The sequence below is a fragment of the Natrialba hulunbeirensis JCM 10989 genome (assembly GCF_000337575.1).
In the GTDB taxonomy this organism is placed as follows: domain Archaea; phylum Halobacteriota; class Halobacteria; order Halobacteriales; family Natrialbaceae; genus Natrialba; species Natrialba hulunbeirensis.
Window position 1 is genome coordinate 14,269 of record NZ_AOIM01000009.1, and the last position, 21,756, is coordinate 36,024.

Sequence of the window (21,756 nt, forward strand, 5' to 3'; positions counted from 1 at the left end):
CAACCCTCTATACTGTTGCTCTCTAACCACGACGTATGCCAGAAGACGTTCTCTTCAAATTCGAACAGCAACTGAGCCGCGACGAGATCGCCGCCTACCTCCGTGCCGCAGCCGACAACTTAGAACAGGGCGAGGACATCACCCTCTCTGCCGGCTCCGATTCCGTCACCATGTCACCACCAGCAAACCCAACGTTCGAGATCAAAGCCGAACACGAATACTCGAACGAGTCCGATCCCGGCGAACTCAGCATCGAGTTCGAACTCGAGTGGAAGAAGGGAGCTGACACCGACGACTCGGCGGACGGCTCGTTGCAGATCGAGTAATTGAGTGATCGAGACGCACGACGGCGCCGAAGACGACGCGAGCACACCGAACCGGCTCAGAGTTCGACGACCCACACCCGAAACGACGACGGTAACCCATACACCGTCTGGAACACGGCGTCGATGAACTGCCCGATTCGGTTCCGGTCTGCTTTCGCACTGACGTGAACGTTGACGCCGTCGGCGTCTTCGGGCCGAGCGATGTCCTCGATTTTGAACACCGGAAAGTCGTTCAGCAGTTGTTTCAACCGGTCGAGTTCCTCGTCCGTGCAGTCGAGGTTGATCGTACCATCGCCGAACTGGAGCCACGGGACGCCGAGTGACGGGTCCAGATCTAGTTCCATGTCGTCCTCGCCCTCACTGTCACTGTCACTGCCACTGCCACTGTCACTTCCACCTGCCGCCTCGCTTCCTCCGTCGCCAGCATCGTCGCTCTCGAGTGCCGTCTCATTGTCAGTCGTACTCGAGTCGAACACACGCTCGTCCGCTTCGAACGTGACGAATCCGCGTGCACGTGTTCGGTGTGCTGTGATGGCGTCGACGTACAGCTTTCGGCGATCTGCGGGCGCTTCGGCATCGAATCTGGTCATACAGCAGTAGATGTGCCCGTTTCTTTAAGCCTTTATGCGCTGGCGCTGAACGAGCAGATATGGCACAGCCACGAATCTTAATTCTCGGGGCTCCCGGGGCAGGCAAAGGGACACAGAGTGCAAATATCACCGACGAATTCGACGTCGAACACGTCACGACCGGTGATGCGCTCCGTTCGAACAAGCAGATGGATATCTCCGATATGGATACGGAGTACGACACCCCGGGCGAGTACATGGATCAGGGCGAACTCGTCCCCGACGAGGTCGTCAACGCTATCGTCGACGAGGCGCTTTCCCAGGCCGACGGCTTCGTTCTCGACGGTTACCCCCGGAACTTAGAGCAGGCAGAGGAACTCGAGGGGATGACCGATCTCGACGTTGTGCTCTACCTCGATGTTAGCGAGGAGGAACTCGTCCATCGCCTTACCGGCCGGCGGATGGATCCCGAGACCGGTGAGATCTACCACGTCGAGTACAACCCGCCAGAAGATCCCGAGATCGAGGAACGCCTCGAGCAGCGCGAGGACGACACCGAGGAGACAGTTCGCGAACGACTTCGTGTCTATCGAGAGAACACAGAACCGGTCGTGGAGTACTACGACGACCAGGGGACACTCGAGCGCGTCGACGGTGAGCAGGCACCCGACGACGTTTGGGAGTCAGTGAAAGAGACGATCGAATCGACGGCGTAGACGAACTACGGACTATCTCCCACGGTTATCGATGTTCACTTCGTGATGAGCGACGTTGAGGTAGGTTAGCTGCGGCGGCAGTGTGTAGGTTTCTGGGTAGAGATCGATTTCGTTGTTCTCGAGTTCGTCATCGTATTTGAAGGAAACTGAGGCAGAGTGGACGTTTGTCGACGATGCAACGAGCGCACCAGTGAAGTCGATGTCCGACTGCATACAGACCTGTTCCGAACACTGTCCTTGGTGGAACACTTCGTTCTCTGTGTCATCCCAGGGTTCATCACGCGGGGCATAGATCGTTCCGTGGAAGGAAGATTCTCCTGGCCCAATGCCAACGTGAGTATTCGACGTCCCGTACAACTGCAACTGACCCGCGTTCCCGTCCGTTACGGAAACGTTTCCACCTTCGATATCGAGATGGCCCGTCGTATAGATTCGCAGTTCGTGATCCGAACCGTCAGGATCCGCGACAAGCTGCCCTTCGATACTCGTGTTTCCATCGACGATGATCGTCGTATTCCCGGTTGACGTATCGACGACCAGTTGCTCTTCACCGCCGATCGTAATTTCGTCCTCGAAGTACGTTTTGTTGCCGGCGATGGTTCCATTCGTCGTCGGAAGTGAATCGTCGTCTTCGTGGTCGTCGATCATCTCCTCGATGACTGGATCAAGTTCGGGCATCGATCCCTCTCTGACTGTCCCGTTCTCTACGTCGGCGTTTTCGAAGTCATCGAAATTTTCGGAGACAACCATACCGTCTTCGAACGCCTCATCAACGCTCAGGTAGCCAACCTGGACTTCGACGGTCCGATTATCGTGATCGACGTTTCGGACAACCGTGTCACCCGCTTGCTGCTCGAAGTAGGACTCCCAGCCGCGATAGTATTCGCTCTCGACGGTGATCGTTACGCTCTCGTTCTCGACGACGGCAGATTCACGAAACGTCGTCGTCTCCTCGTGGCTGATGCCGATACCCCCGGTACCGAGGTTCTGTTCGCCGCTCACCGTGACCACTGGCAACGTCAGTGTTTCAGTGGTCTTTTCGTAATAGATTGGTGGGGAAGAGATAACTCGCGTTTCGTTGCCAGTTTCGCGGAAAACGCTTCCCGCTTGATATGCTAGAATCGTCCCATCCTCTCCTTCGTACTCAATCGTTCCGATGGTGAGGTCGATGTCCTCATCGAGCGCCTCCGAGGAAACAGTGATGTTTCCAGTATCTTTCTTCACGATTGCGCCGTCGTTGCCGACCTCGAGATCCATCGACTGAAGGACATCAGTATTTGACGAGGCAGTACTCATCTGTTGACTCAGTTCCACGAACGCGGTTTCGACGCGCTCCTGCTCGGAACTCTGCTCGAGACTGGTGACGGTTTCACCGGCGACGAGAAAAATACCTGTGCTAACTGCTGCAACCATTCCGATCAGTATCACGAACCCGAGCATAGCGGACTGGGCTCGTGATTTCCGTCCGGTTGTGATACCTACATTCCGTCTACCCATTATTGTGTCCGCTCATACGTCAGTATATGAATCGCGTCGTTTGATCATACCATTCAGAACAGTTTACTTTCGTTTCTTTTGTTCTATTACGGCTGGTTAGAACCATCCGCCTCGGACAAAGCACACGATCAGTCCGTACGAGTAGTGATTGGGTGTACCGATTTACTCGAGACACTGTTCGATAGTGATGATCGTACTAGTGCGGGGAAAGAAGAGCAGTACTCAATCGGATTTAATTTCAATATCGTGTTGGGCAACGTTGAGATACGTCAGGTCTGGTGGCAACTGATAGACACCATCTTCAGGGAAGAAATCCACATCCAAATCCTTGAGATTCTCTTCATCGTATTCGAAGCCGAGTCCACCCTGTCCTCCTTGTAGCTCAATAGACTCAACAACTATCGAGCCATAAAAGTCTGGATTCGAGTGAAAGCATGCTTGAACAGAACTACACCGGTCAGTCCACTGGCCGTCTCGGGCTGGCGCATAAATAACTCCCTCGTAGAAGGGACTTCCTCCAGGGCCAAAGTCAATCTCCATCGTGTCTTTCCCATACAACTGGATTACCGATGCATCCTGTCGCTCTGGTTCATCATAATAAACGACATCACCAGAGTCGGCTTCGAAGTTTCCAGTCGCATATATTTTGAGTACATTATCACCAGTCCGACTTGGAACAGTAATTGCATCCTCGCCTGCTGTAATGTCCCCATCGACAACAAGGGTCGCGTTCCCATCAGTTAGAGTAAAGCTATATTGATCTCCTGGCTCGATATCATCTGTATAGTACAATCCATCTTGACGATCTCTGTCGCTCGTTTCATTCAGGAATACTGTATCCTCGTTCGATACTGTTTGATTCACAATTTGGTCGATTTCGTCGCTAATGTCATCTCGGACACCCCATCGCCGTTCGTCAGTCACGTTTGGATTTCCGCCTGTGCTAAACCCATCAGGGTCGGTGAACGTGATGCCCGAGTCGAAGGACTCGTCTACATCAAAATATCCCATCCGGACGACGACCGTCTGATCGTCACTACACTCCTCCAACACTGCCCCACTGCCGACTTCCTGGACGAAGTAGTTTTGCCAACCGACGCAGTACTCGCTCTCTACTGTCACTGTGACGTTTTCGTTCTCGATGATCGATGATTCAGATCGAGTCGATGCATCGAGCTGGCTCACTGTGATATCGCCCTGCCCGAGTTCCTCCTCACCGCTCACGTTCACGACCGGGAAGTTGAGAGTCGTTGTACTGTGATCATAGTCGAACTGCGGTGCCGAGACAAGTCGTGTTTCATTCCCAGTTTCGCGGAATACTGCGCCACCCTCTGATGCAATCTTCGTTCCGTCATTGCCCACCCATTCGACGGTCCCAATCGTGGTCTCAATCGTCTCGTCTAATCCCTCAGATTCAATAACAACGCTACCGGTGTTTTCGCGGGTTACTGCCCCGTACTCGTTGAGGTCGATGTCCGTTCCACGTGTCGTCTCACCGTGTTGTGTAACAACGTGCATCTGCGTGTTGAGCTCGACCATCGCCTGTTCAACCCGCTCTTGTTCTGTCGTCTCTGAGACTGTGTTAATCATCGGCCCCGCACTCAAGAGTAAGACGATTGCGCCGATCGATACTAACCCAAAAAGAAGGACGACACCGACGAGTGATGTCGCACCACGAGTGTTCATGCATCTACTCTATATTTCTTACATATAATAATATTCAAAAGACTACGACAGTTCATAGTATCTGAATCAATGATATTCTGTCCGAATAATTTCCAGGGATGTCAACTCTGTTTTTCTGTGTTAGAAACAACGTAACTACGAGATCAATCACTTCGATCTGAAATCCTGGTTTGCAGAGTTCTGTTACAACGGGTGGCGACTTCTATTATCAGATAGTGCTTGGCTTCCAGGGACAGTCGAAGATAAACACTTGTATACCGAACCTGCCCTAGCCCTAACATACCCAGATGACACGGACAGCCGAAAAGATCAATGCACTCGTTCGGGAGGACTCCTCGATGACCGAGGCACTCGAGTCCATCCGGGCGACAGCCGACGAAAACGGCGGCGAAGTCCAGTGGGGCGACGTCAGTGACGACCTGACGAGCGGCCAGTGGGGGCGTCTGATCGAGAAGGGCGTATTGGTCGACGGCGATGAGGGCTTCGAGATCGCCGACCGCGAAGCCTACGACGAGGCGCTCGACGGCGACGGAACTGGTTCGGCCTTCCCCGACGCCGACGTCGAAATCGACGCAGAAGCATCCAAGTGGTCCCAGTGGGACAAACTCGCCGGAGTTGGATCGCTCTTGCTGATGTTCGGCTACTGGCTTGACCCGGTCCGCGACACGGTCGGTGGGACACTGAATCTCCTACTTGGCCCGCTCGACGCCGCGTTGCCGTTCTACGCCGTCATCCTCTCTGTTGCACTCCTGACGGGGCTCTACTCGACGCTCTTACAGGCGAATCTGATGAACCCCGAGGTGCTCGGCAAGTACCAAAAGCGGATGAAGGCGATGCAGGACAAACAGCAGGACGTTCGTGACCGCAAGCAGGAGGCCGAAGAACGCGGTGCGAGCGAGGCCGAACTCGAACAACTCGAGAACGAACTCGAACAGGTCCGCGAAGAGCAGATGGAGGCGATGGCCGAGAACATGGGGATGTTCAAAGAACAGATCCGTCCGATGGTCTGGATCATGCTGTTTACGATCCCAATCTTCCTATGGATGTACTGGAAGATCCACGACGGAAACGTCGCCGGTGCTGAGTGGACCGTCGTGATGCCGATCGTTGGAGTCGTTGACTGGACGGACGGCGTTATCGGTCCGATGCCGGCCTGGATCCTCTGGTACTTCCTGTGCTCGATGGGCTTTACCCAGCTGCTCCGGAAGTCGCTCAACATCGATATGACGCCGTCGACGACCTAACGTCGGGACCCACCCCGATTCGGTGATTGCAACTGGTGGGTACCGCGCCCACCCCGTATCTATTCTGTCTTCAGACCCTGTGCTCTCGGATCGCGTACTCTCGGGTCACGTACTCCCTGTTCACTCAGACCGAGACCGCATCTCCGCTGTCGAACAGTGTCTGGCAGTGTCCACACGGCTCCACCGATTCAAAACCCATTTTACCCGGCACGTCGCAGATTGCATATGTTACTGACCGTCTCTGGCCCGCCAGGCAGCGGGAAGAGCACCACTGCCGAATTGCTTGCCGACGCGTTCGATCTCGACCACGTCAGCGGCGGCGACATCTTCCGCCAGCTCGCGGACGAACGCGGCTACACCCCACTCGAGTTCAACAAACTCGCAGAGGAGAACGACCAGATTGACCGCGACCTTGACCGGCGGCTCCGTGAAATCGCCGTCGAGGAAGATGACCTGGTACTCGAGTCCCGGCTGGCTGGCTGGCTCGCCGGCGACCAAGCGGACTTCCGCTTCTGGCTCGATGCGCCGCCGGCGGTTCGTGGCGAGCGAATCGGCGAGCGTGAGGACAAGGATCCCGACCGTGCCACGGAGGAAACCCAGGCTCGTGAAGCGAGCGAGGCCCAGCGCTACGAGGAGTACTACGGGATCGACATTCGTGACCTGACTATCTACGACCTCTCGGTCAATACGGCTCGCTGGGAACCCGACGCCGTTCTCGACATGCTCGTCACGGCCGTCGAGGAGTACGATGCCACAGGTGATGAGGGCCAGGCTGCCGTCCCACTCGAGTACGATATCTAGCATGACACAACGCCAGCGCCTCCGCCCTGCTCCGGGCGACCGCACACCAGCCGAACTCTTACAGTTCGGTGTCGTCAACCTCGATAAGCCACCGGGACCGTCCTCACACCAGGTTAGCGGCTGGCTTCGCGACGCCGTTGTCGATGCGCTGGCGGAGGCTGATTCCGATGGGGACGGCGACAGCGACAGCAACAGCGACAGTGACAGTGACGATGACACCACCCCAACAATCGATCAGGCCGCCCACGCCGGCACGCTCGATCCCAAAGTCACCGGCTGTCTCCCGACCATGCTCGGTGATGCAACCCGTCTCGCACAGGTCTTCCTCGAGGGACACAAGGAGTACGTCGCGGTACTCGAGTGCCACGGCTCGATTCCGGCGGATGCCGCATCGACGGTCGCCGAATTTGAGGGACCGATCTATCAGAAGCCACCGAGAAAGAGTGCGGTCTCGCGCCGGCTTCGAGTCCGCGAGATGTACGATCTGGAGGTTCTCGAAGCGGGCGATCGCCAACTGCTGTTACGGATTCGCTGTGAGAGCGGTACCTACGTCCGAAAGCTCTGTCACGATCTTGGACTGGCACTCGGGACTGGCGGGCACATGGGACACCTCCGCCGAACAGCGACCTCGCCGTTCGACGATACGGATCTCTACACCGCGACGGAGTTTCTCGATGCACTGTCGTTCTGGCTTGAGGACGACGATCCAAGCCTGCTGTACGACATCGTCGAACCCGCCGAGCGGATTCTCGAGGACGTTCCGCGCGTCATAATCGACTCGACGGCTGCACGAGAAGTCGCAACGGGTGCCCCGGTCTACGCACCAGGGGTACAGGAGGTCGACGCTGAGACTGTACTCGAGCGCGGTGATCTCGTGGCCTGCTATACCCAGGTTGGCTCGGCGGTCTGTCTTGGCGAACTCGTTGGTGATCCTGATGCGGAATCGGGTGTGGTCGTAGACCTCGAGCGCGTGCTCGTCTGAGTTGCAGTTGTTCGCTCCGGTGCCGTCGTGGCACATACCGCAGGTCACTGTTTTCTGTTCGGATTCGCTGTCCCACCGTGGTCAGCATGCCTCGAACGGAGCCTGAAACGACACGCTTAAACAGCAGACACTCATCGTATCACGTGCGGGACCGTGGGGTAGTGGTATCCTCTGCGGATGGGGTCCGTAGGACCCGAGTTCAATTCTCGGCGGTCCCACTCGAACTTATCTAAGTGTTCAACTTGTAGCGGCTCGTACCCCGAGGCGACCGAAAATCCAATCTTCGCTTTCGGTATATTACCACATAGCCGACAGCACAACGGGAGGTGGTCGGCGTGACGGTCGCACCGTGGCCGTCGGTCAACCATTCGACCTGCGAACATTGCGGTGCCCACGTCACCGATCGGTTCCGCCGTGTCTTCGGTGACGATCGGGACCGAGCCCACCGCTGCGGAGAGTGCGATTCGTACGCTCGACTGAGCCGTGGCTCCGCTGCTGGCGTCGACGTGCCGGTGCCAGATCCAGAAACGTCCGCCGGTCGGCACGGAGGTGAGGCTGATACCTAAACGGGTCGACCCGCGAAACCTCCCGTCTGGCTACTCGCCTGCATTCATCCAACTCTCTGACGGCCTGGTGTGCGTACCGGACGCCACTGTCCGTGACTCGGGCTGGCTTGAGTTCACCGAGTGGTCCGGTACGACCGGTCTGGTGCCGCCGCGAGAGTGTGGCCGGGTAAAGTTCATTGCGACGGAACTCGTCGAAGACACGCTACGGCGACGTATCACGAACGCCGATATTCGCGTAGAGCATCATCCAGAAGGCGAGGTGGGTCGGTGAGCGGTCAGCTTACGAGAGATACTGAGGGAACTAAGTTAAGCATATCTAAGGCCATAATAAATAGGAGAATTCCGAGAACGGTAAACGCAATTGGGAGATTCTCGTTTACCCACCCATTTGCTGGTTCTGAAACCAGTTGTAGAGCGCTAAAGACGACTAATAGCATACAGATAAATGCTGCAATCAGATTTTGCTGGAGATACATCGTAATTCCGGCTAATGAAAGCCCGATTCCGGCTAGTGCTGTACCCGGCTTGGAATCGTTCATTAGGTCAACTAATTTATTGCTACCCCATGTAACTTTTCTTCGACAGGATCGATCACTACAGCGAGGCGCTGACCGGATTCGCGACGGTCGGTTCTGCCAGCAGCGCCTCTACACGTGCGGGTTCAACGAGAGCATCTACTACCCGTACACGAGCTTGAAGTACCACACGCTGCTCGTAGCGTCGCTCTTGGACAACTACCGCGCCGGTCACGAGTTCCCCGATCTCCTCCTGGTTGTGGACGATTCCGAGGAGATCGTGCCCCATCGGACGGTCTACGCGGGCGACCGCTTCGCGCTTCGAATCGACGAGGACGCGGACGCGCAACCGTGGGCGCGCTTTGGAAGCCGCCCGTGGCAGTCGTGGGCGTCGGCGTGGAAGCGCCTCACCGCGCACCCGCTCGACGTCAATCACGACAAGCACGACATGGCTCTCGATGCGAACCTTCGTCGGATCTGGAGTTGGAGTACCGCACTCCAGTACATCGAAGATCTTGAAACCCGGAGGGAGAACGCGTGACCCGCATCCAGCAGGTTCATTGGGAACTCGACATGGACTACCTCGGGCATCCGTACTACGTCTCGGGGAACGCGATTTACCACGCGTTCGGGATGCAGCTGGAGCACGATGTCCACCAGCACATCACCGCCAGCCACGGGATGTTCGTGCCGGGGCAGTTCGGGACGTTCCCCGAGGAACACTCGCAGAGCGGGATTCGCCCGTACATGGGGTCGTCGCTCCCCGACGTGGAGAGATACGACGACCTGTTCCTCTTCCGGCACCCCGACCATCCGTGGCTGCTCGATACCCGACCCCGCGACGGGCTGAACGCCCACGACATCCGATTCCAGAGCGGGATGCCCGCGCTGGCTCACGAGACGATCATGGGCCGGCCCGACGACGCTCGGAAACAGCAGCAGACCACGCGTTGGTACGTGAACGCCTACTTGCACGCCGATGACCCGGACGTTCTGCCCCTCGGCGAGGACAGCGTGGCGGCCTCGCCGCCACGGAATAGGTGGTCGGTTAATGCCGACCACCCGCTTGACGGCCTCCAGTTCGGAGGCAAACGGAACTACGGCTACGGGACGACCATGCTGAAAGACACGCAGGTCGTTGACCTGGAGGCACTGGACTACTCGCGTCTCGAAGACGGCGAGGCGTTCATCCTCGAACTCGTGACGCCGTTCGTCCTCCGGTCGGAGTACCCGAAGGCGAACAACGTGGACGTGCCGTGGTGGTGGAGCGTAGACGACGAAGCGCAGCTGCGCTACCGCCTGGAGAAGGTCATCGAGGGCGGCGACGTATACGAGTTGGAGACCGTCGATCACGGCGTGGTCGTCGGCTACGATGGCGACCGTCCGGTGGAGACCGCGATGTCCGGACTCACCCGCGTCGGGAACCACTCGAAGTACGGCTTCGGAGAGCTTCGAGTGAAGCCCGTCACTCCAGATGAAACGAACGTCAATAAACAGATAGAAAAGCCGAAGTCGGAGCACTGACAAACGAACAATGATCGGCAAGGATTCCGCAGTGTCCAGGTCGGTCAGACTGAATAAAGTAGATCACATTGCCAACAACTGTTACCGGAAATAGACCGCATCTACCGATTCCAGTACGATCCGCTGCGAATACTTGGACTACGCTTATCCGGCGCAATCCACTCATACGAACGATGGCAACCGCTCCTGAATCGCAGTCCTCTATCACCACGGATGAGCTATGCCGTCGAATTGTCGAGGCGGTCGCAGCACACGAACAGTGCGGTGTAACCGAGCTCCCGCCGCTGTACGATGCCGTTGAACCGGACGCTGTCTGTAATCTCTTTGCAGCGACTGCAACACACAATCGGTCGACTGGCCAGGTGACGTTCACCTACTGCGAGCATCGTGTTACCGTCGATGCAACCGGTTCAGTTTCGGTCGAGGCGACGGGCTGAGGTCGCGTCTCCGCCGCTTCACTCCGAGATGTCGCCCTCGGTTCGTGCCGTCGTTTCCGAAACCACAAACCGTGCGAGCTTTCGCTTCGTGTGGGATTCGACGAGATGGTCCTCGAGTCGCATCTCCTGTGGCGGCTCCCGACAGAGAGGACATTCGATGGGTGCTCTAGACGCCATATGCGTTGCACGCGAGTGAGCACGAAAAGAGTTGGCCGGCCACCGGATACCCGGACCGAGTGGTTTAACCTGCCGCCCTCGAACCACTCGAACGAATCGATGACTGTCGTCCTCGCCGGTGTCGGTGCCGATAGCACGAACCTCGGAACGCTCGGGCCGCTGTACGACGACGGCCGTTTCGAGTATATTCCGATCCCAGAGAAAACGAGCGAGACTACGGAATCCGAAACACTCGGTTCCTGGTCTCTCCAGCACGACGACCGCAGTGCTGCGGACCTCACAACCCGAATCGAACCCCAGCCGGTCCGTGGCGGCGTCGAAACCGTCTCCGGTGATGCACTCGAGAACTGGCCGTTTCACTACGATCCGAACTTCGGAGCGCTGACGTATGGCGAACACCGAACCAGTGGGTACCTGTCGCGACTCAGTGCACTCGAGTCCGGTGACGTCGTCGGCTTCTACGCTGGGCTTCGTCGACCGGACGGTGATCGTGCCCATCGCTATCTGATCGGCTACTTCACAGTCGACCGGGTTGATGTGGTAACTCCAGACACGCCCGCTGGCGAACGGGCAGACATTCTCGCGGCGCATGCAGAGAACGCACACGCAAAGCGAGCGCGGGGGGATGAGCTCTATCTGGCAGACAAGGAAGTTGTCTTTATCGACGGCCGCGAACCGGGTGGGCTGTTCGACCGACACCCGATTCGACTCAGTGAGTACGAAGTGAAACCGGGGAACGAGCGGGCACAGTACTACCTTCGCGACGAGATCGCAGCGGAGTGGGCCGTTACGGAGGGTGGCAAGAACATGATGTACAAACCGGCCTACTGCTGTGACTGCACGCGCGAGGAGTTCAGACGGCTGGTTGGGCCGCTCGAGAACCGATCTGAAACCGATGCCGCAGTTGGGCGCTCACCGGCTCCCTAACACGGTGTTTGCGTTTCCCTGCTGTGCTTCCTGACTCCATACGCCCGATGAGAGAATCGGTCAGTTTCTTGTAGCGATCCCCCGAAGACCACGCAAGTGACCGACGACACCGCCGACAGTTCGGGACCGTCCCGCCACGACCGCATTCGCCGTCACCCGACGCCGGGCGCACGAAACTCCCTCGCCCACTGGACGTCGGCGAAACATCCGCTTCGCGTCGCGATCAACTACATTTTCGTCTGGCTGGCTCGCATCTCGCCAAGCCTCCGCCTCCGTCGTTGGTGTCTGCGTCGGATCGGTGTCACCGTCGGTACCGGCGTTTCCTGGGGGCTTGAGGCGACGCCGGACACGTTCTGGCCGGAGCTGATCACACTCGAGGACCACGCAATCGTCGGCTACGATGCGACGTTGCTCTGCCACGAGTTCTTGCAGGACGAGTACCGGACGGGCGGGGTCGTCGTCGGCGAGCGGGCGATGATCGGGGCGGGTGCGATCGTTCTGCCCGGTGTCGAAATCGGTGCGGATGCGAGCGTGGCGGCGAACTCGCTGGTGACCCAGGATGTCCCCCCGGGGACCACCGTCGCGGGTGTACCCGCACGGCCGATGGGCGGGCACTCGAGTGACCAGCCGGACGGGGACGACGAGGCTGTGGGATCGGAGTGAGACGGTTTCTGATGGTGGTTTGGTGTGGGTTGTCGGGTGGCGTTTTGGTGCGCTGTCGTCGGTGTAGCACACCGAGGTAGCATGTCGATGTACTGTGCCGGATACCGATGTGCCGTGCTGGATACCGATGGACCGTGCTGGAGGCCGTAGACGAAACTGGAACGGACTCGCTGACAGAGATCTCACTCTTTGGCAGTGAGTCAGACGAAAAAGCGGTGTCGAGTCCGTACTCGGTTCCGGTCCGGGATCTGTCTGATTTGGACCGTGGTGTCCGCTCTATCCGTGTTCCTGCGCGTCTACAGCGACGACCAGGACTTGCGGGCCTCGTTCCAGGAGGTGACGCTGGCGATCCACTTGGCGGCGATCATCTTCTTCAGGTTCTTTGCGGGAATACCGCCGAAGGTGTCGACGGGCAGCGAGACGCCGAAAGCCGGCTTGACCTCGTGGGCCACTGCCTTGTCGCCGACGGAGACGACGGTCCCCTTGTCGTCGTACTCCCAGGTCTTGAGTGGGCGGTTCTCGATGGCGCGGGCGATGTTTTCGCCGACGACTTCAGCAGCCTGCCAGGCAGCCTGTGCCGTTGGCGGTGCCGGACGGTCGCCCTGGTCGATCAGTGCCGAGTCGCCGATAGCGAACACGTTCTCCTCGGTTGTCTGGAAGTTCGCCTCGACGTTGACACGGTTGTGTTCCTTCTCGAGTTCGGCGTCGTCGAGCGCGTCGCGGCCGGTGATGCCACCGGTCCAGATGAGCACGTCGTGCTCGAGTGGTTCGCCCTCGTCGAACTCGATGACGTCGTCTTTGGCCTCCGTGATCGGGTCGTCCGTGTGGATGCGGACGCCGGCGTCCTCAAGGAGGTCGCGCAGGGCCTGCTGGATTTCAGGGTCGTTACCGGGGAAGATTTCGTCGAGTGCTTCGACGAGGTGGATCTCGATCGGGGCGCGGTGATTGTCGCGGAATTCGGCGATTTCACCGGCGGTCTGGATACCGGAGAGACCGGCGCCGCCGACGACGACCTGCGCGGGCTCGCCGCGGGTCGCGTCCTGGCTGGCCTGGGTGATCTCGTCGTGGATTTCCATGGCGTCGTCGAGACTCTTCAGGGTGAGCGAGTGCTCTTCGAGGCCGGGAATGCCGTAGTAGGCGGTCTGACTACCCAGTGCGACGAGCACGTAGTCGTAGTCGACATCGTCGCCCTCGGCGAGTTCGACGACCTGTTCGTCGACGTCGAGACCGACGACATCGTCCTGGATGAAGCGGGTTGACGGATCGGCGATCTGATCGACTGGGAACGTGATGTCCGAGCGGACGTCCGGGTCGCGGACGACGCGGTGGGCCTCGTGGAGAACGAGATGGTAGTCTACGTCAGCGATCCAGGTTAGTCGCGCGCTGCCACCGAGTTCCGACTGCAGCTTTGAGATCGCACCGGTACCGGCGTATCCAGCACCGAGCACGACGACGTTATCAGTCATACGTCACACTCTGAAACACTACGATACAAAGGTGTTGGAACTCGTGTCTGTATGTTCTGTGATGACACACCACCAGTGGTGGTCGTTACTGCCACACTGGACGTCCCCCACACTACCCTCGGACCCACCGTCGTCGCGTCGACAGGTTTAGGGTTAGATGGGTCTAAACCCGAATAGGATGATGCTGAGCGACGTGATGGAAGACTACCTCAAGGCGATCTATCAGCTCCAGCGCGACCACGACGAACGGATCAAAACGTCCGAAATCGCAGAGGCACTGGATGTCACGTCGCCGACCGTCACCAGCATGCTCGAGAAGCTAGAAGACCGCGGGCTCGTCGACCGCGAAAAGTACCGCGGGGTCACGCTCACCGACGAAGGTGAGACGGTCGCACTCGAGGTCGTTCGCCACCATCGACTGCTCGAGGCGTACCTCACCGAGCACCTCGATTACGACTGGTCCGAAGTCCACGCCGAGGCAGACCGCCTCGAACACCACATCAGCGAGGACTTCGAACAGCGCGTTGCGGACGCCCTGGGCGAACCGACAGTCGACCCACACGGGTCGCCGATCCCGAGTGCGGACCTCGAACCACCGGAGCGACCCGACGGCAAATCCGTCACCGAGTTCTCGGAAGGGGACGTCGTCGTCGTCGAGGAGGTCGCCGACCGTGATCCGGAGGTCCTCTCCTACCTCGCAAACCACGGCGTCGAACCCGGTGTCGAACTCGAGATACTCGAGGTTGCACCCTTCGGCATGGTGACCGCGCGCTCGAGTGCAGGCGAGGAGGATGTGTCGCTTCCAGAGGGCGTTGCCCACCACGTTCGAGTTAGCCCACCCACCGAAGTCGAGTCGTAATTCCTTAACGCGGTCCGTGCCGTCCCGATCAGCAGGGCTTTGCTCTCTCGCCTGTTCCATCACTGTCTTGCCTGATCGTCCTCGCACTCGAGTTGGTCTATTTCTGCGGATTAGATCGTATCTAACGGTAGATTCCGTGGGTAAACTATAAGTTTAGAGCCGTCTAAACATCTGCCAATGAGATGCCAATCGATGCTGTGGGGGCGGATCGCTCGTGAGTGACTATATTTACGATCGCGTCCCACGGTGGGTCCTCGCTATCGGTCCCGTTGCAATCCTCATCGCGGTTTTCGGAGTACTGTATCTGACATCGCCGTTCGGTGACCTCTCTGGGGTCGAGGAAGCAAGCACACTCGAGATTCTCTGGATGCTGACGATCATCGGTGCGATCGCGGGAATTATTCCGGTCGCCATCGGAATGCTCTGGTTCCCGTTCATCCGTGATCTCGATCCACGATATCTGCACGCCTTCCTGGCGCTCGCTGGCGGTGTGCTCGCGTTCATCGCCGTCGAGATGACGGAGGATCTGATCTTCGACTACAGCACCGAAGTCACTGATACAACGGTAGCTGGTCTCTCTGTCGGCGGGTCGACGCTTGCTGCAGTGACTGCAGTCGTCGGCGTCGGCGGGACGTTCGCCGTCATGTACGCTGCGAGCGAGTGGCGTCAGCGCAAGGCAACCGAAAGCGAAAAGAGCGGCCTCGAAATCGCCTATCTCGTTGCGCTCGCACTCGGACTCCACAGCATCGGCGAAGGGCTGGGCATTGGCGTTGCTTACATTCAGGGTGATGCGACGCTACTCATGTTGCTCGTGCTGGCGTTCGTCATGCACAACGTGATGGAGGGGCCAACCGTCGTCGCTGCGGTCGCCCGAGACAGAGCGACGCCGCCGCTGCGACACTTCGCTGCAATGGGCGTCATCGCGGGCGGGCCGGTCATCATCGGCGGCTGGCTCGGCAGCTTCGCGCAGTCGAATATCCTCGCCGTCCTCTGTTTCGCGATCGCGATCGGCGCGATCCTCCAGGTGCTCATCGAGGTCGCAGACCTCATCCGATTCGACGCCGAGGACGTGTTCACCCGAACTAATACGGCGACGTTCTGTCTCGGTTTCGCCCTCATGTTCCTGCTCGAGGACGTTCTCGTCGACGCACTCCTCGAGGGCTGGCTGATCCCGGTCTGAGTCGGTTTCGTTTCTCCTGTCTTTCGCGTAGCACCTCCCGTTTTCCGCAGTGGGCATGGGGTGTCCTACCCGACCTCGTACCGACTGTAGTCGCTACTGACAGTGGTCCATCGCGACGCCACGCCGTTGTCGCTCGGTCCCACGTCAAAACCCTGCCACTGCCCGACCGTACCCGTCGGGTTTAAGGAATCCAATTACGAATAATTCACCATGTCATCAATCGAACTGACCCCCAGTCAGAAGAAAATCCTTCGCGCGCTTACAAACCTCCACAAAGAGTCCGAAGACGCCATTAAAGGCGAAGACATCGCCGAACAGGTAGACCGCAATCCCGGCACCATCCGCAACCAGATGCAGAGTCTCAAAGCCCTCCAGCTCGTCGAGGGCGTCCCCGGCCCAAAGGGCGGCTACAAGCCAACCGCCGCCGCCTTCGAGGCACTCGAGATCCAGCAGATGGACGACCCCGCCTCGGTCCCACTCGAGCACGAGGGCGAACCGGTCACCGACGTGATCGTCGAAGAGATCGACCTCTCGAGTGTCCATCATCCAGAGCTCTGCCGCGCGGAGATTCACATGCAGGGTGCGATCAGCGGGATTCACGAGGACGACGAGGTAACCGTCGGCCCGACGCCGCTCTCGAAGCTCGTTATCGACGGCCGCGTCGACGGGAAGGACGATACGAACAATATCCTCATCCTGCGTATCGAGGATATGCTTGCGCCGGCAGAGGAACCTGAGCACTGAGGGGTCACAGCCGCATCTGTTCTCTCATCTACTGCTGTCTCGTTTCAGCTAGCAGTGCCACTGCTTTGATTGCGGGCCATTTTCGATGATGGGCCGTGTTTGGGTGCACTGCGCTGTTGGTGACTGGAAACGAACTGCTGTCGTCATGTTGTCGGCCTACTACCGTCCTGTTGTCGTCGTGTTGTCGTCTACTCTCGTCTCACTGTCGTCACCAGACAACGTTGTCGCTCGAACCGTCCCAAAAGCAGCGATTCAGACCGGTTTGTGGATTGGAAGTGGTTAAAAACACTGAAAGCGACCGATTCAGCTGCGTCTGCCCGCCCTGCCTGAACGCAGACTGAGTTAGTTTGCTGCGTCCGCTTCGACTGTCTCAGCTTCTTCGTTCTCGCTCTCGTCCTCGTCCTCGTCTTCACCGTCCGCCTCGCTCACCGCAGCCGGAATCACGTCGACGCTGGCGACCGCATCGCCGTCCTCGGCGTCCATCACGATCACGCCCATGGTGTTGCGCCCAACCGTCGAAATCTCGTCGACGCGGGTGCGCACGATCTGGCCGCGTTCGCTCATCATCACCAGCTGGTCGTCCGCCGACACCGCCTTTGCGGTCGTGACGGGACCGTTTCGCTCGCCGGTTTTGATGTCGATCAGGCCCTTCCCGTAGCGGGACTGGGTGCGGTACTCAGAGAGCGGCGTCCGCTTGCCGTAGCCGTTCTGCGTTACGGTCAGCAGATCCTGTTCGTCGCCCTCGTCGGTGGCGACCAGCCCGGCCACGGCGTCCTCGCCCTGGAGGTCGATGCCGTTGACCCCGCGAGCGTTGCGCCCCATCGCCCGGACTTCGTCCTCGTCGAACCGAATGGTCATGCCGTTCTCGCTGGCGATGACGAGGTCTTTGGTGCCGTCGGTAACCTCGACGTCGACGAGTTCGTCGCCATCCTGCAGGTCGGCGGCGATGATCCCGGTCGAACGGATGTTGTCGAACTCCGAGCCGGCGGTTCGCTTGACGTAGCCGTGTCGAGTCGCCATCGTGACGAACTCCTCGTCACCGAAGGCGTCTGTGTCGACGATCGCCGTGATATCCTCGCCGGGGTCGAGGTCAAGGATGTTGACTGCGGATTTCCCGCGGGCCGTGCGGCCCATCTCGGGTATTTCGTAGGTCTTGAGCTGGTAGACTTTGCCCTGATTCGTAAAGCAGAGCAGGTAGTCGTGGGTGTTCGCTCGGAAGACCGTCGCGACACGGTCGTCTTCCTTGACGTCTACGCCGATGATCCCCTTGCCGCCTCGACCCTGGGGGTCGAACTGGCTGATCGGCATCCGCTTGACGTAGTCGTCTTCGGTCATGACGACGAACACCTCTTCCTCCGGGATGAGGTCCTCGTGGGTGACCGTCCCCTGGTCCTCGATGATGGAGGTTCGGCGGTCGTCGTCGTACTCGTCTTTGATCTCGCGGAGTTCGTCTTTGATCACCGAGAGCAGTTCTTGCTCGCTTTCGAGAATCGTCGTCAGGCGCTCGATCTCGGCCTGGACGTCCTCGTACTCGTCCTCGATTTCGGCGGCTTCCATCGAGGTGAGGCTGCCGAGTTGCATTCGGACGATGTGCGTCGACTGCTCCTCGGAGAAGTCGTACGCTTCCTGCAGCGCCGCCTTCGCGTCGTCGCGGGTTTCGCTGTTGCGGATCAGATCGACGACATCCTCCGCGTTCTCGACGGCCTTCAACCGGCCTTCGAGGATGTGTGCACGGTCTTCTGCCTCCTCGAGATCGTACTCGCTTCGCCGGCGAACGACCTCTCGGCGGTGGGCGATGTACTCCTCTAAGGTCTCCTTTAGCGAGAGCACCTGCGGCTGGCCGTCGACCAGCGCGAGATTGATGACGCCGAAGGTCTTCTCGAGGTGGTTCTCGAGTAGCTTGTTCTTCACGACCTCGACGTTCGCACCGCGCTTGCACTCGACGACGATCCGGACGCCGTCGCGGTCGGACTCGTCGCGCAGGTCCGAGATGCCCTCGATATCGCCCTCGGTGACGTCCTCGGCGATGCGCTCGACGAGGCGGGCCTTGTTCTCCTGGTAGGGGAGTTCGGTGATGACGATGCGCTCGCGCCCGTTTTTCCACTCCTCGACCTCGAACTCGGCGCGGACGCGAATGCGCCCGCGGCCGGTCTTGTACGCCGAGTAGATGGCGTCGCGGCCGACGATGTTCGCGCCGGTCGGGAAGTCCGGCCCCTTGACGTGCTCCATCAGGTCCTCGACCGTCGCGTCGGGGTCGTCGATCAGTTCGATCGTCGCGTCGATGATCTCACCGAGGTTGTGCGGCGGGATGTTCGTCGACATGCCGACGGCAATCCCTGAGGAGCCGTTGACCAGCAGGTTCGGGAACGCCGACGGAAGGACGTCCGGTTCCTGCAGACGGTCGTCGTAGTTCGACGAGAAGTCGACCGTGTCCTTGTCGATGTCCTCGAGTAGTTCCTCGGAGACGGCGGCCATTCGAGCCTCAGTGTACCGGGGTGCTGCGGCCGGGTCGCCGTCCATGGAGCCGAAGTTCCCCTGCCCGTCCACGAGCGGGTAGCGCATCGAGAAGTCCTGGGCCATGCGGACCAGGGTGTCGTAGATCGCGCTGTCGCCGTGGGGGTGGTAGTCACCCATCGTCTCGCCGACGATCGAGGAGGACTTGCGGTGGGACGACCGCGAGGTGACGCCCATCTCGTGCATCGCATACAGGATGCGCCGATGGACGGGTTTCAGGCCGTCCCGGACGTCCGGGAGGGCACGACCCGCGATGACGGACATCGCGTAGTCGATGTAGCTCTGTTCCATCTCGTCTTCGATGCGGACGTTTTCGACCGCACGAGCCTCTACGTCTGTCGGATCGGGTACGTCTGAACTCATGTAGTTACCTCACCACTGTTAGATGTCGATCCACTCTGCCTCCGGCGCGTTCTCCTTGATGAACTGCTTTCGCGGCTCGACGGCGTCGCCCATCAGCACCGAGAACATCTTGTCCGCGGCGGCCGCATCCTCGACCGTGATCTGCTTGAGAATGCGGTTCTCCGGGTTCATCGTCGTCTCCCAGAGCTGTTCGGGGTTCATCTCGCCGAGACCCTTGAACCGCTGGACCTGCGAGGGGTTCCCGTCGCACTTCTCCTCGACGATTTCGTCTCGCTCTGCGTCGGTCATCGCGTCGTAGGTCTCGCCGCGATACCGGATGCGGTACAGCGGCGGCTGGGTTGCATAGACGTAGCCGCCCTCGAGTAGCGGCCGCATGTGCCGGTAGAAGAACGTGAGCATGAGCGTCCGGATGTGCGCCCCGTCGACGTCAGCGTCCGTCGCCATGATGATCTTCTTGTATCGGACGTCCTCGACGTCGAACTCGTCCCCGATCCCCGCGCCGATCCCGGTGATCATGTTCCGGATCTCGTCGTTCTCCAAAATGCGGTCGAGGCGGTGTTTCTCGACGTTCAGAATCTTCCCCTTGATCGGCAACACGGCCTGGAACTCCGGATTCCGGGCCTGCTTTGCACTGCCACCTGCGGAGTCACCCTCCGCGATGAACAGCTCTGCCTCCTCGGGATCTTTGGTCTGACAGTCCGCGAGCTTCCCTGGCAGCGAGGTGGACTCGAGTGCGGACTTGCGGCGGGTCAGCTCTTCTGCCTTCTGGGCGGCTTTGCGTGCCTTTGCCGCCTCGACGGCTTTCATGACGATGGCCTGGGCGGTGTCAGGGTGTTCCTCGAAGTACGTGCCGAGGCAGTCGTGCATGGCACCCTCGACGATTCCACGGACCTCCGAGTTGCCGAGTTTGGTCTTCGTCTGGCCCTCGAACTGCGGGTCGGGGTGTTTGACGGAGACGACGGCGGTGAGACCCTCGCGAATGTCCTCGCCTTTGAGGTTTTCCTCGATATCCGAGAGCAGATTGTTCTCGTTGCCGTAGTCGTTGACGACGCGCGTCAGTGCCGTCTTGAATCCGGTGAGGTGGGTCCCACCCTCGCGGGTGTTGATGTTGTTCGCGAAGGCGTGGATCGAGCCCTGGAGCTCCTGGGTGGCCTGCATCGCCACCTCGACGCGGACGTTCTGGTCCTCGTCCTCGAAGTAGATGATGTCCTCGTGCATCGCCGAGCGCGTCTCGTTCAGGTACTCGACGAATTCGCGGATGCCACCTTCGTACTCGTAGGTCTCTGCGACGGCCTCGCCGTCCTCGGTGCGCTCGCGCTCGTCACGGAGCGTGATACGGACGCCCGAGTTCAGGAAGGCCAGTTCCCGAAGCCGGTTCGACAGCGTCGAGAACGACATATCGGTCGTCTCGAAGATATCGTCGTCCGGCCAGAACTGAATCTCGGTGCCGGTCTCCTCGTCCGGCTCCATGTCGCGGACGCGCTCCATGTCGCCGATGGGTTCGCCGATTTCGAAGGCGTGCTCGTAGACACCCCCGTCGCGTTTGACGGTCGTCTCGAGTCGACTCGAGAGGGCGTTGACGACGCTCACACCCACACCGTGGAGGCCGCCGGAGACCTGGTAGGACTTGTTGTCGAACTTGCCACCCGCGTGGAGGACGGTCAGAATGACCTCGAGTGCGGGGCGGTCGTACTCTTCGTGTGTGTCGACGGGGATTCCCCGGCCGTCGTCTGCGACGCTGATCGAGTCGTCTTCGTTGATGGAGACGGTGATCTCGTCGCAGTGTCCGGCCAGTGCCTCGTCGATCGAGTTGTCCACCACTTCGTAGACGAGATGGTGGAGGCCTCGAGAGTCGGTAGAACCGATGTACATCGCCGGCCGTTTGCGCACGGCTTCCAGGCCTTCCAAGACCTGAATCTGACCGGCTCCGTACTCGCTTTCCTGGGACATATAACTCTAAAACCTGTTTTCGGGTAGTGGCCGACCCCTAATAAAACTCA

At 59.3% G+C, this 21,756-nt stretch carries 21 protein-coding genes, 1 tRNA gene and 1 pseudogene; 15 read left to right on the plus strand and 8 right to left on the minus strand.

Annotated elements, in window-relative coordinates:
• The first annotated feature begins 35 nt into the window (after positions 1–35).
• Positions 36–326, plus strand: coding sequence for an amphi-Trp domain-containing protein (locus C483_RS01340; protein WP_006651548.1), 291 nt, complete (start codon positions 36–38; stop codon positions 324–326).
• Positions 327–382: 56 nt separating this feature from the next.
• Here C483_RS01340 and C483_RS01345 read toward each other — a convergent pair whose 3' ends face one another.
• Entirely contained in the window at positions 383–916 is a 534-nt protein-coding gene (locus C483_RS01345; protein WP_006651549.1) for a hypothetical protein, read from the minus strand.
• 59 nt (positions 917–975) lie between these two features.
• Here C483_RS01345 and C483_RS01350 point away from each other — a divergent pair, with 59 nt between their 5' ends.
• A complete protein-coding gene (locus C483_RS01350; protein WP_006651550.1) occupies positions 976–1,611 on the plus strand; it encodes an adenylate kinase in 636 nt (211 codons plus the stop codon).
• A 12-nt stretch (positions 1,612–1,623) separates the two neighbouring features.
• Here the strand turns inward: C483_RS01350 and C483_RS01355 are convergent, their stop codons facing one another.
• Both C483_RS01355 and C483_RS01360 read right to left on the minus strand, forming a co-directional pair.
• On the minus strand, positions 1,624–3,108 hold the full coding sequence (locus C483_RS01355) for a DUF7289 family protein (protein ID WP_049912366.1): 1,485 nt from the start codon (positions 3,106–3,108) through the stop codon (positions 1,624–1,626).
• Positions 3,109–3,330: 222 nt separating this feature from the next.
• Positions 3,331–4,794: a DUF7289 family protein gene (locus tag C483_RS01360; protein WP_006651552.1), complete on the minus strand. Its 1,464-nt coding sequence runs from the start codon at positions 4,792–4,794 to the stop codon at positions 3,331–3,333.
• 287 nt (positions 4,795–5,081) lie between these two features.
• Between C483_RS01360 and C483_RS01365 the strand changes: the two genes are divergently transcribed.
• The 5 genes from C483_RS01365 to C483_RS20690 all read left to right on the plus strand — a co-directional run bounded on the left by C483_RS01365 (position 5,082) and on the right by C483_RS20690 (position 8,387).
• Positions 5,082–6,038: a DUF106 domain-containing protein gene (locus tag C483_RS01365; RefSeq protein WP_006651553.1), complete on the plus strand. Its 957-nt coding sequence runs from the start codon at positions 5,082–5,084 to the stop codon at positions 6,036–6,038.
• Positions 6,039–6,263: 225 nt separating this feature from the next.
• Positions 6,264–6,839, plus strand: coding sequence for a (d)CMP kinase (cmk, locus tag C483_RS01370; protein WP_006651554.1), 576 nt, complete (start codon positions 6,264–6,266; stop codon positions 6,837–6,839).
• A gap of 1 nt (position 6,840) precedes the next feature.
• On the plus strand, positions 6,841–7,821 hold the full coding sequence (locus C483_RS01375; RefSeq protein ID WP_006651555.1) for an RNA-guided pseudouridylation complex pseudouridine synthase subunit Cbf5: 981 nt from the start codon (positions 6,841–6,843) through the stop codon (positions 7,819–7,821).
• 147 nt (positions 7,822–7,968) lie between these two features.
• A tRNA-Pro gene (locus C483_RS01380) sits at positions 7,969–8,039 on the plus strand.
• Between the two features lie 108 nt (positions 8,040–8,147).
• Positions 8,148–8,387, plus strand: coding sequence for a DUF7563 family protein (locus C483_RS20690; RefSeq protein ID WP_006651556.1), 240 nt, complete (start codon positions 8,148–8,150; stop codon positions 8,385–8,387).
• 275 nt (positions 8,388–8,662) lie between these two features.
• Here C483_RS20690 and C483_RS19275 read toward each other — a convergent pair whose 3' ends face one another.
• Positions 8,663–8,926, minus strand: a complete 264-nt coding sequence (locus C483_RS19275) for a hypothetical protein (RefSeq protein ID WP_083860376.1) — start codon at positions 8,924–8,926, stop codon at positions 8,663–8,665.
• Positions 8,927–9,044: 118 nt separating this feature from the next.
• Here C483_RS19275 and C483_RS01395 point away from each other — a divergent pair.
• The 3 genes and pseudogenes from C483_RS01395 to C483_RS01405 all read left to right on the plus strand — a co-directional run.
• Positions 9,045–9,443, plus strand: a pseudogene (locus C483_RS01395) (hypothetical protein); the annotation flags it as partial.
• Positions 9,440–10,426, plus strand: a complete 987-nt coding sequence (locus C483_RS01400) for a hypothetical protein (protein ID WP_049912367.1) — start codon at positions 9,440–9,442, stop codon at positions 10,424–10,426. The pseudogene C483_RS01395 and the gene C483_RS01400, both read left to right, overlap by 4 nt.
• Positions 10,427–10,599: 173 nt before the next feature.
• The gene (locus C483_RS01405) at positions 10,600–10,863 is read left to right on the plus strand and encodes a HalOD1 output domain-containing protein (protein ID WP_006651560.1); all 264 of its coding nucleotides are present in this window, start codon (positions 10,600–10,602) and stop codon (positions 10,861–10,863) included.
• An 18-nt stretch (positions 10,864–10,881) separates the two neighbouring features.
• Here C483_RS01405 and C483_RS20310 read toward each other — a convergent pair whose 3' ends face one another.
• Positions 10,882–11,040 (minus strand): hypothetical protein, encoded by a 159-nt coding sequence (locus tag C483_RS20310; RefSeq protein WP_169331413.1) that lies wholly within the window; start codon positions 11,038–11,040, stop codon positions 10,882–10,884.
• 99 nt (positions 11,041–11,139) lie between these two features.
• Here C483_RS20310 and C483_RS01410 point away from each other — a divergent pair, with 99 nt between their 5' ends.
• Both C483_RS01410 and C483_RS01415 read left to right on the plus strand, forming a co-directional pair.
• Positions 11,140–11,967, plus strand: coding sequence for an Nmad3 family putative nucleotide modification protein (locus C483_RS01410; RefSeq protein WP_006651562.1), 828 nt, complete (start codon positions 11,140–11,142; stop codon positions 11,965–11,967).
• Between the two features lie 96 nt (positions 11,968–12,063).
• A complete protein-coding gene (locus C483_RS01415; protein ID WP_006651563.1) occupies positions 12,064–12,630 on the plus strand; it encodes an acyltransferase in 567 nt (188 codons plus the stop codon).
• A 296-nt stretch (positions 12,631–12,926) separates the two neighbouring features.
• Here C483_RS01415 and C483_RS01420 read toward each other — a convergent pair whose 3' ends face one another.
• On the minus strand, positions 12,927–14,096 hold the full coding sequence (locus C483_RS01420) for an NAD(P)/FAD-dependent oxidoreductase (protein ID WP_006651564.1): 1,170 nt from the start codon (positions 14,094–14,096) through the stop codon (positions 12,927–12,929).
• A gap of 178 nt (positions 14,097–14,274) precedes the next feature.
• On the opposite strand from C483_RS01420, the gene C483_RS01425 reads away from it, so the two are divergent.
• The 3 genes from C483_RS01425 (at position 14,275) to C483_RS01435 (ending at position 16,879) form a co-directional block, all read left to right on the plus strand.
• Positions 14,275–14,955 (plus strand): metal-dependent transcriptional regulator, encoded by a 681-nt coding sequence (locus tag C483_RS01425; RefSeq protein WP_006651565.1) that lies wholly within the window; start codon positions 14,275–14,277, stop codon positions 14,953–14,955.
• A gap of 214 nt (positions 14,956–15,169) precedes the next feature.
• A complete protein-coding gene (locus C483_RS01430; RefSeq protein WP_006651566.1) occupies positions 15,170–16,135 on the plus strand; it encodes a ZIP family metal transporter in 966 nt (321 codons plus the stop codon).
• 210 nt (positions 16,136–16,345) lie between these two features.
• Positions 16,346–16,879 carry an Rrf2 family transcriptional regulator gene (locus C483_RS01435; RefSeq protein ID WP_006651567.1) on the plus strand — a complete coding sequence of 178 codons (534 nt, stop codon included), beginning with the start codon at positions 16,346–16,348 and terminating at the stop codon, positions 16,877–16,879.
• A 342-nt stretch (positions 16,880–17,221) separates the two neighbouring features.
• Here C483_RS01435 and gyrA read toward each other — a convergent pair whose 3' ends face one another.
• Together gyrA and gyrB are read right to left on the minus strand one after the other, a co-directional pair.
• A complete protein-coding gene (gene gyrA, locus C483_RS01440; RefSeq protein WP_006651568.1) occupies positions 17,222–19,756 on the minus strand; it encodes a DNA gyrase subunit A in 2,535 nt (844 codons plus the stop codon).
• Positions 19,757–19,774: 18 nt separating this feature from the next.
• A complete protein-coding gene (gyrB, locus tag C483_RS01445; RefSeq protein WP_006651569.1) occupies positions 19,775–21,706 on the minus strand; it encodes a DNA topoisomerase (ATP-hydrolyzing) subunit B in 1,932 nt (643 codons plus the stop codon).
• Positions 21,707–21,756 lie beyond the last annotated feature (50 nt).

Coding starts and splice junctions, on each gene's coding strand:
- C483_RS01435 (WP_006651567.1), top strand. CDS start 16,346: ATGTCATCAATCGAACTGACCCCCAGTCAGAAGAAAATCCTTCGCGCG.
- C483_RS01340 (WP_006651548.1), top strand. CDS start 36: ATGCCAGAAGACGTTCTCTTCAAATTCGAACAGCAACTGAGCCGCGAC.
- C483_RS19275 (WP_083860376.1), bottom strand. CDS start 8,926: ATGAACGATTCCAAGCCGGGTACAGCACTAGCCGGAATCGGGCTTTCA.
- cmk (WP_006651554.1), top strand. CDS start 6,264: ATGTTACTGACCGTCTCTGGCCCGCCAGGCAGCGGGAAGAGCACCACT.
- C483_RS01360 (WP_006651552.1), bottom strand. CDS start 4,794: ATGAACACTCGTGGTGCGACATCACTCGTCGGTGTCGTCCTTCTTTTT.
- C483_RS01355 (WP_049912366.1), bottom strand. CDS start 3,108: ATGGGTAGACGGAATGTAGGTATCACAACCGGACGGAAATCACGAGCC.
- gyrA (WP_006651568.1), bottom strand. CDS start 19,756: ATGAGTTCAGACGTACCCGATCCGACAGACGTAGAGGCTCGTGCGGTC.
- C483_RS01365 (WP_006651553.1), top strand. CDS start 5,082: ATGACACGGACAGCCGAAAAGATCAATGCACTCGTTCGGGAGGACTCC.
- gyrB (WP_006651569.1), bottom strand. CDS start 21,706: ATGTCCCAGGAAAGCGAGTACGGAGCCGGTCAGATTCAGGTCTTGGAA.
- C483_RS01350 (WP_006651550.1), top strand. CDS start 976: ATGGCACAGCCACGAATCTTAATTCTCGGGGCTCCCGGGGCAGGCAAA.
- C483_RS20310 (WP_169331413.1), bottom strand. CDS start 11,040: ATGGCGTCTAGAGCACCCATCGAATGTCCTCTCTGTCGGGAGCCGCCA.
- C483_RS01410 (WP_006651562.1), top strand. CDS start 11,140: ATGACTGTCGTCCTCGCCGGTGTCGGTGCCGATAGCACGAACCTCGGA.
- C483_RS01425 (WP_006651565.1), top strand. CDS start 14,275: ATGATGCTGAGCGACGTGATGGAAGACTACCTCAAGGCGATCTATCAG.
- C483_RS01345 (WP_006651549.1), bottom strand. CDS start 916: ATGACCAGATTCGATGCCGAAGCGCCCGCAGATCGCCGAAAGCTGTAC.
- C483_RS01375 (WP_006651555.1), top strand. CDS start 6,841: ATGACACAACGCCAGCGCCTCCGCCCTGCTCCGGGCGACCGCACACCA.
- C483_RS01420 (WP_006651564.1), bottom strand. CDS start 14,096: ATGACTGATAACGTCGTCGTGCTCGGTGCTGGATACGCCGGTACCGGT.
- C483_RS01405 (WP_006651560.1), top strand. CDS start 10,600: ATGGCAACCGCTCCTGAATCGCAGTCCTCTATCACCACGGATGAGCTA.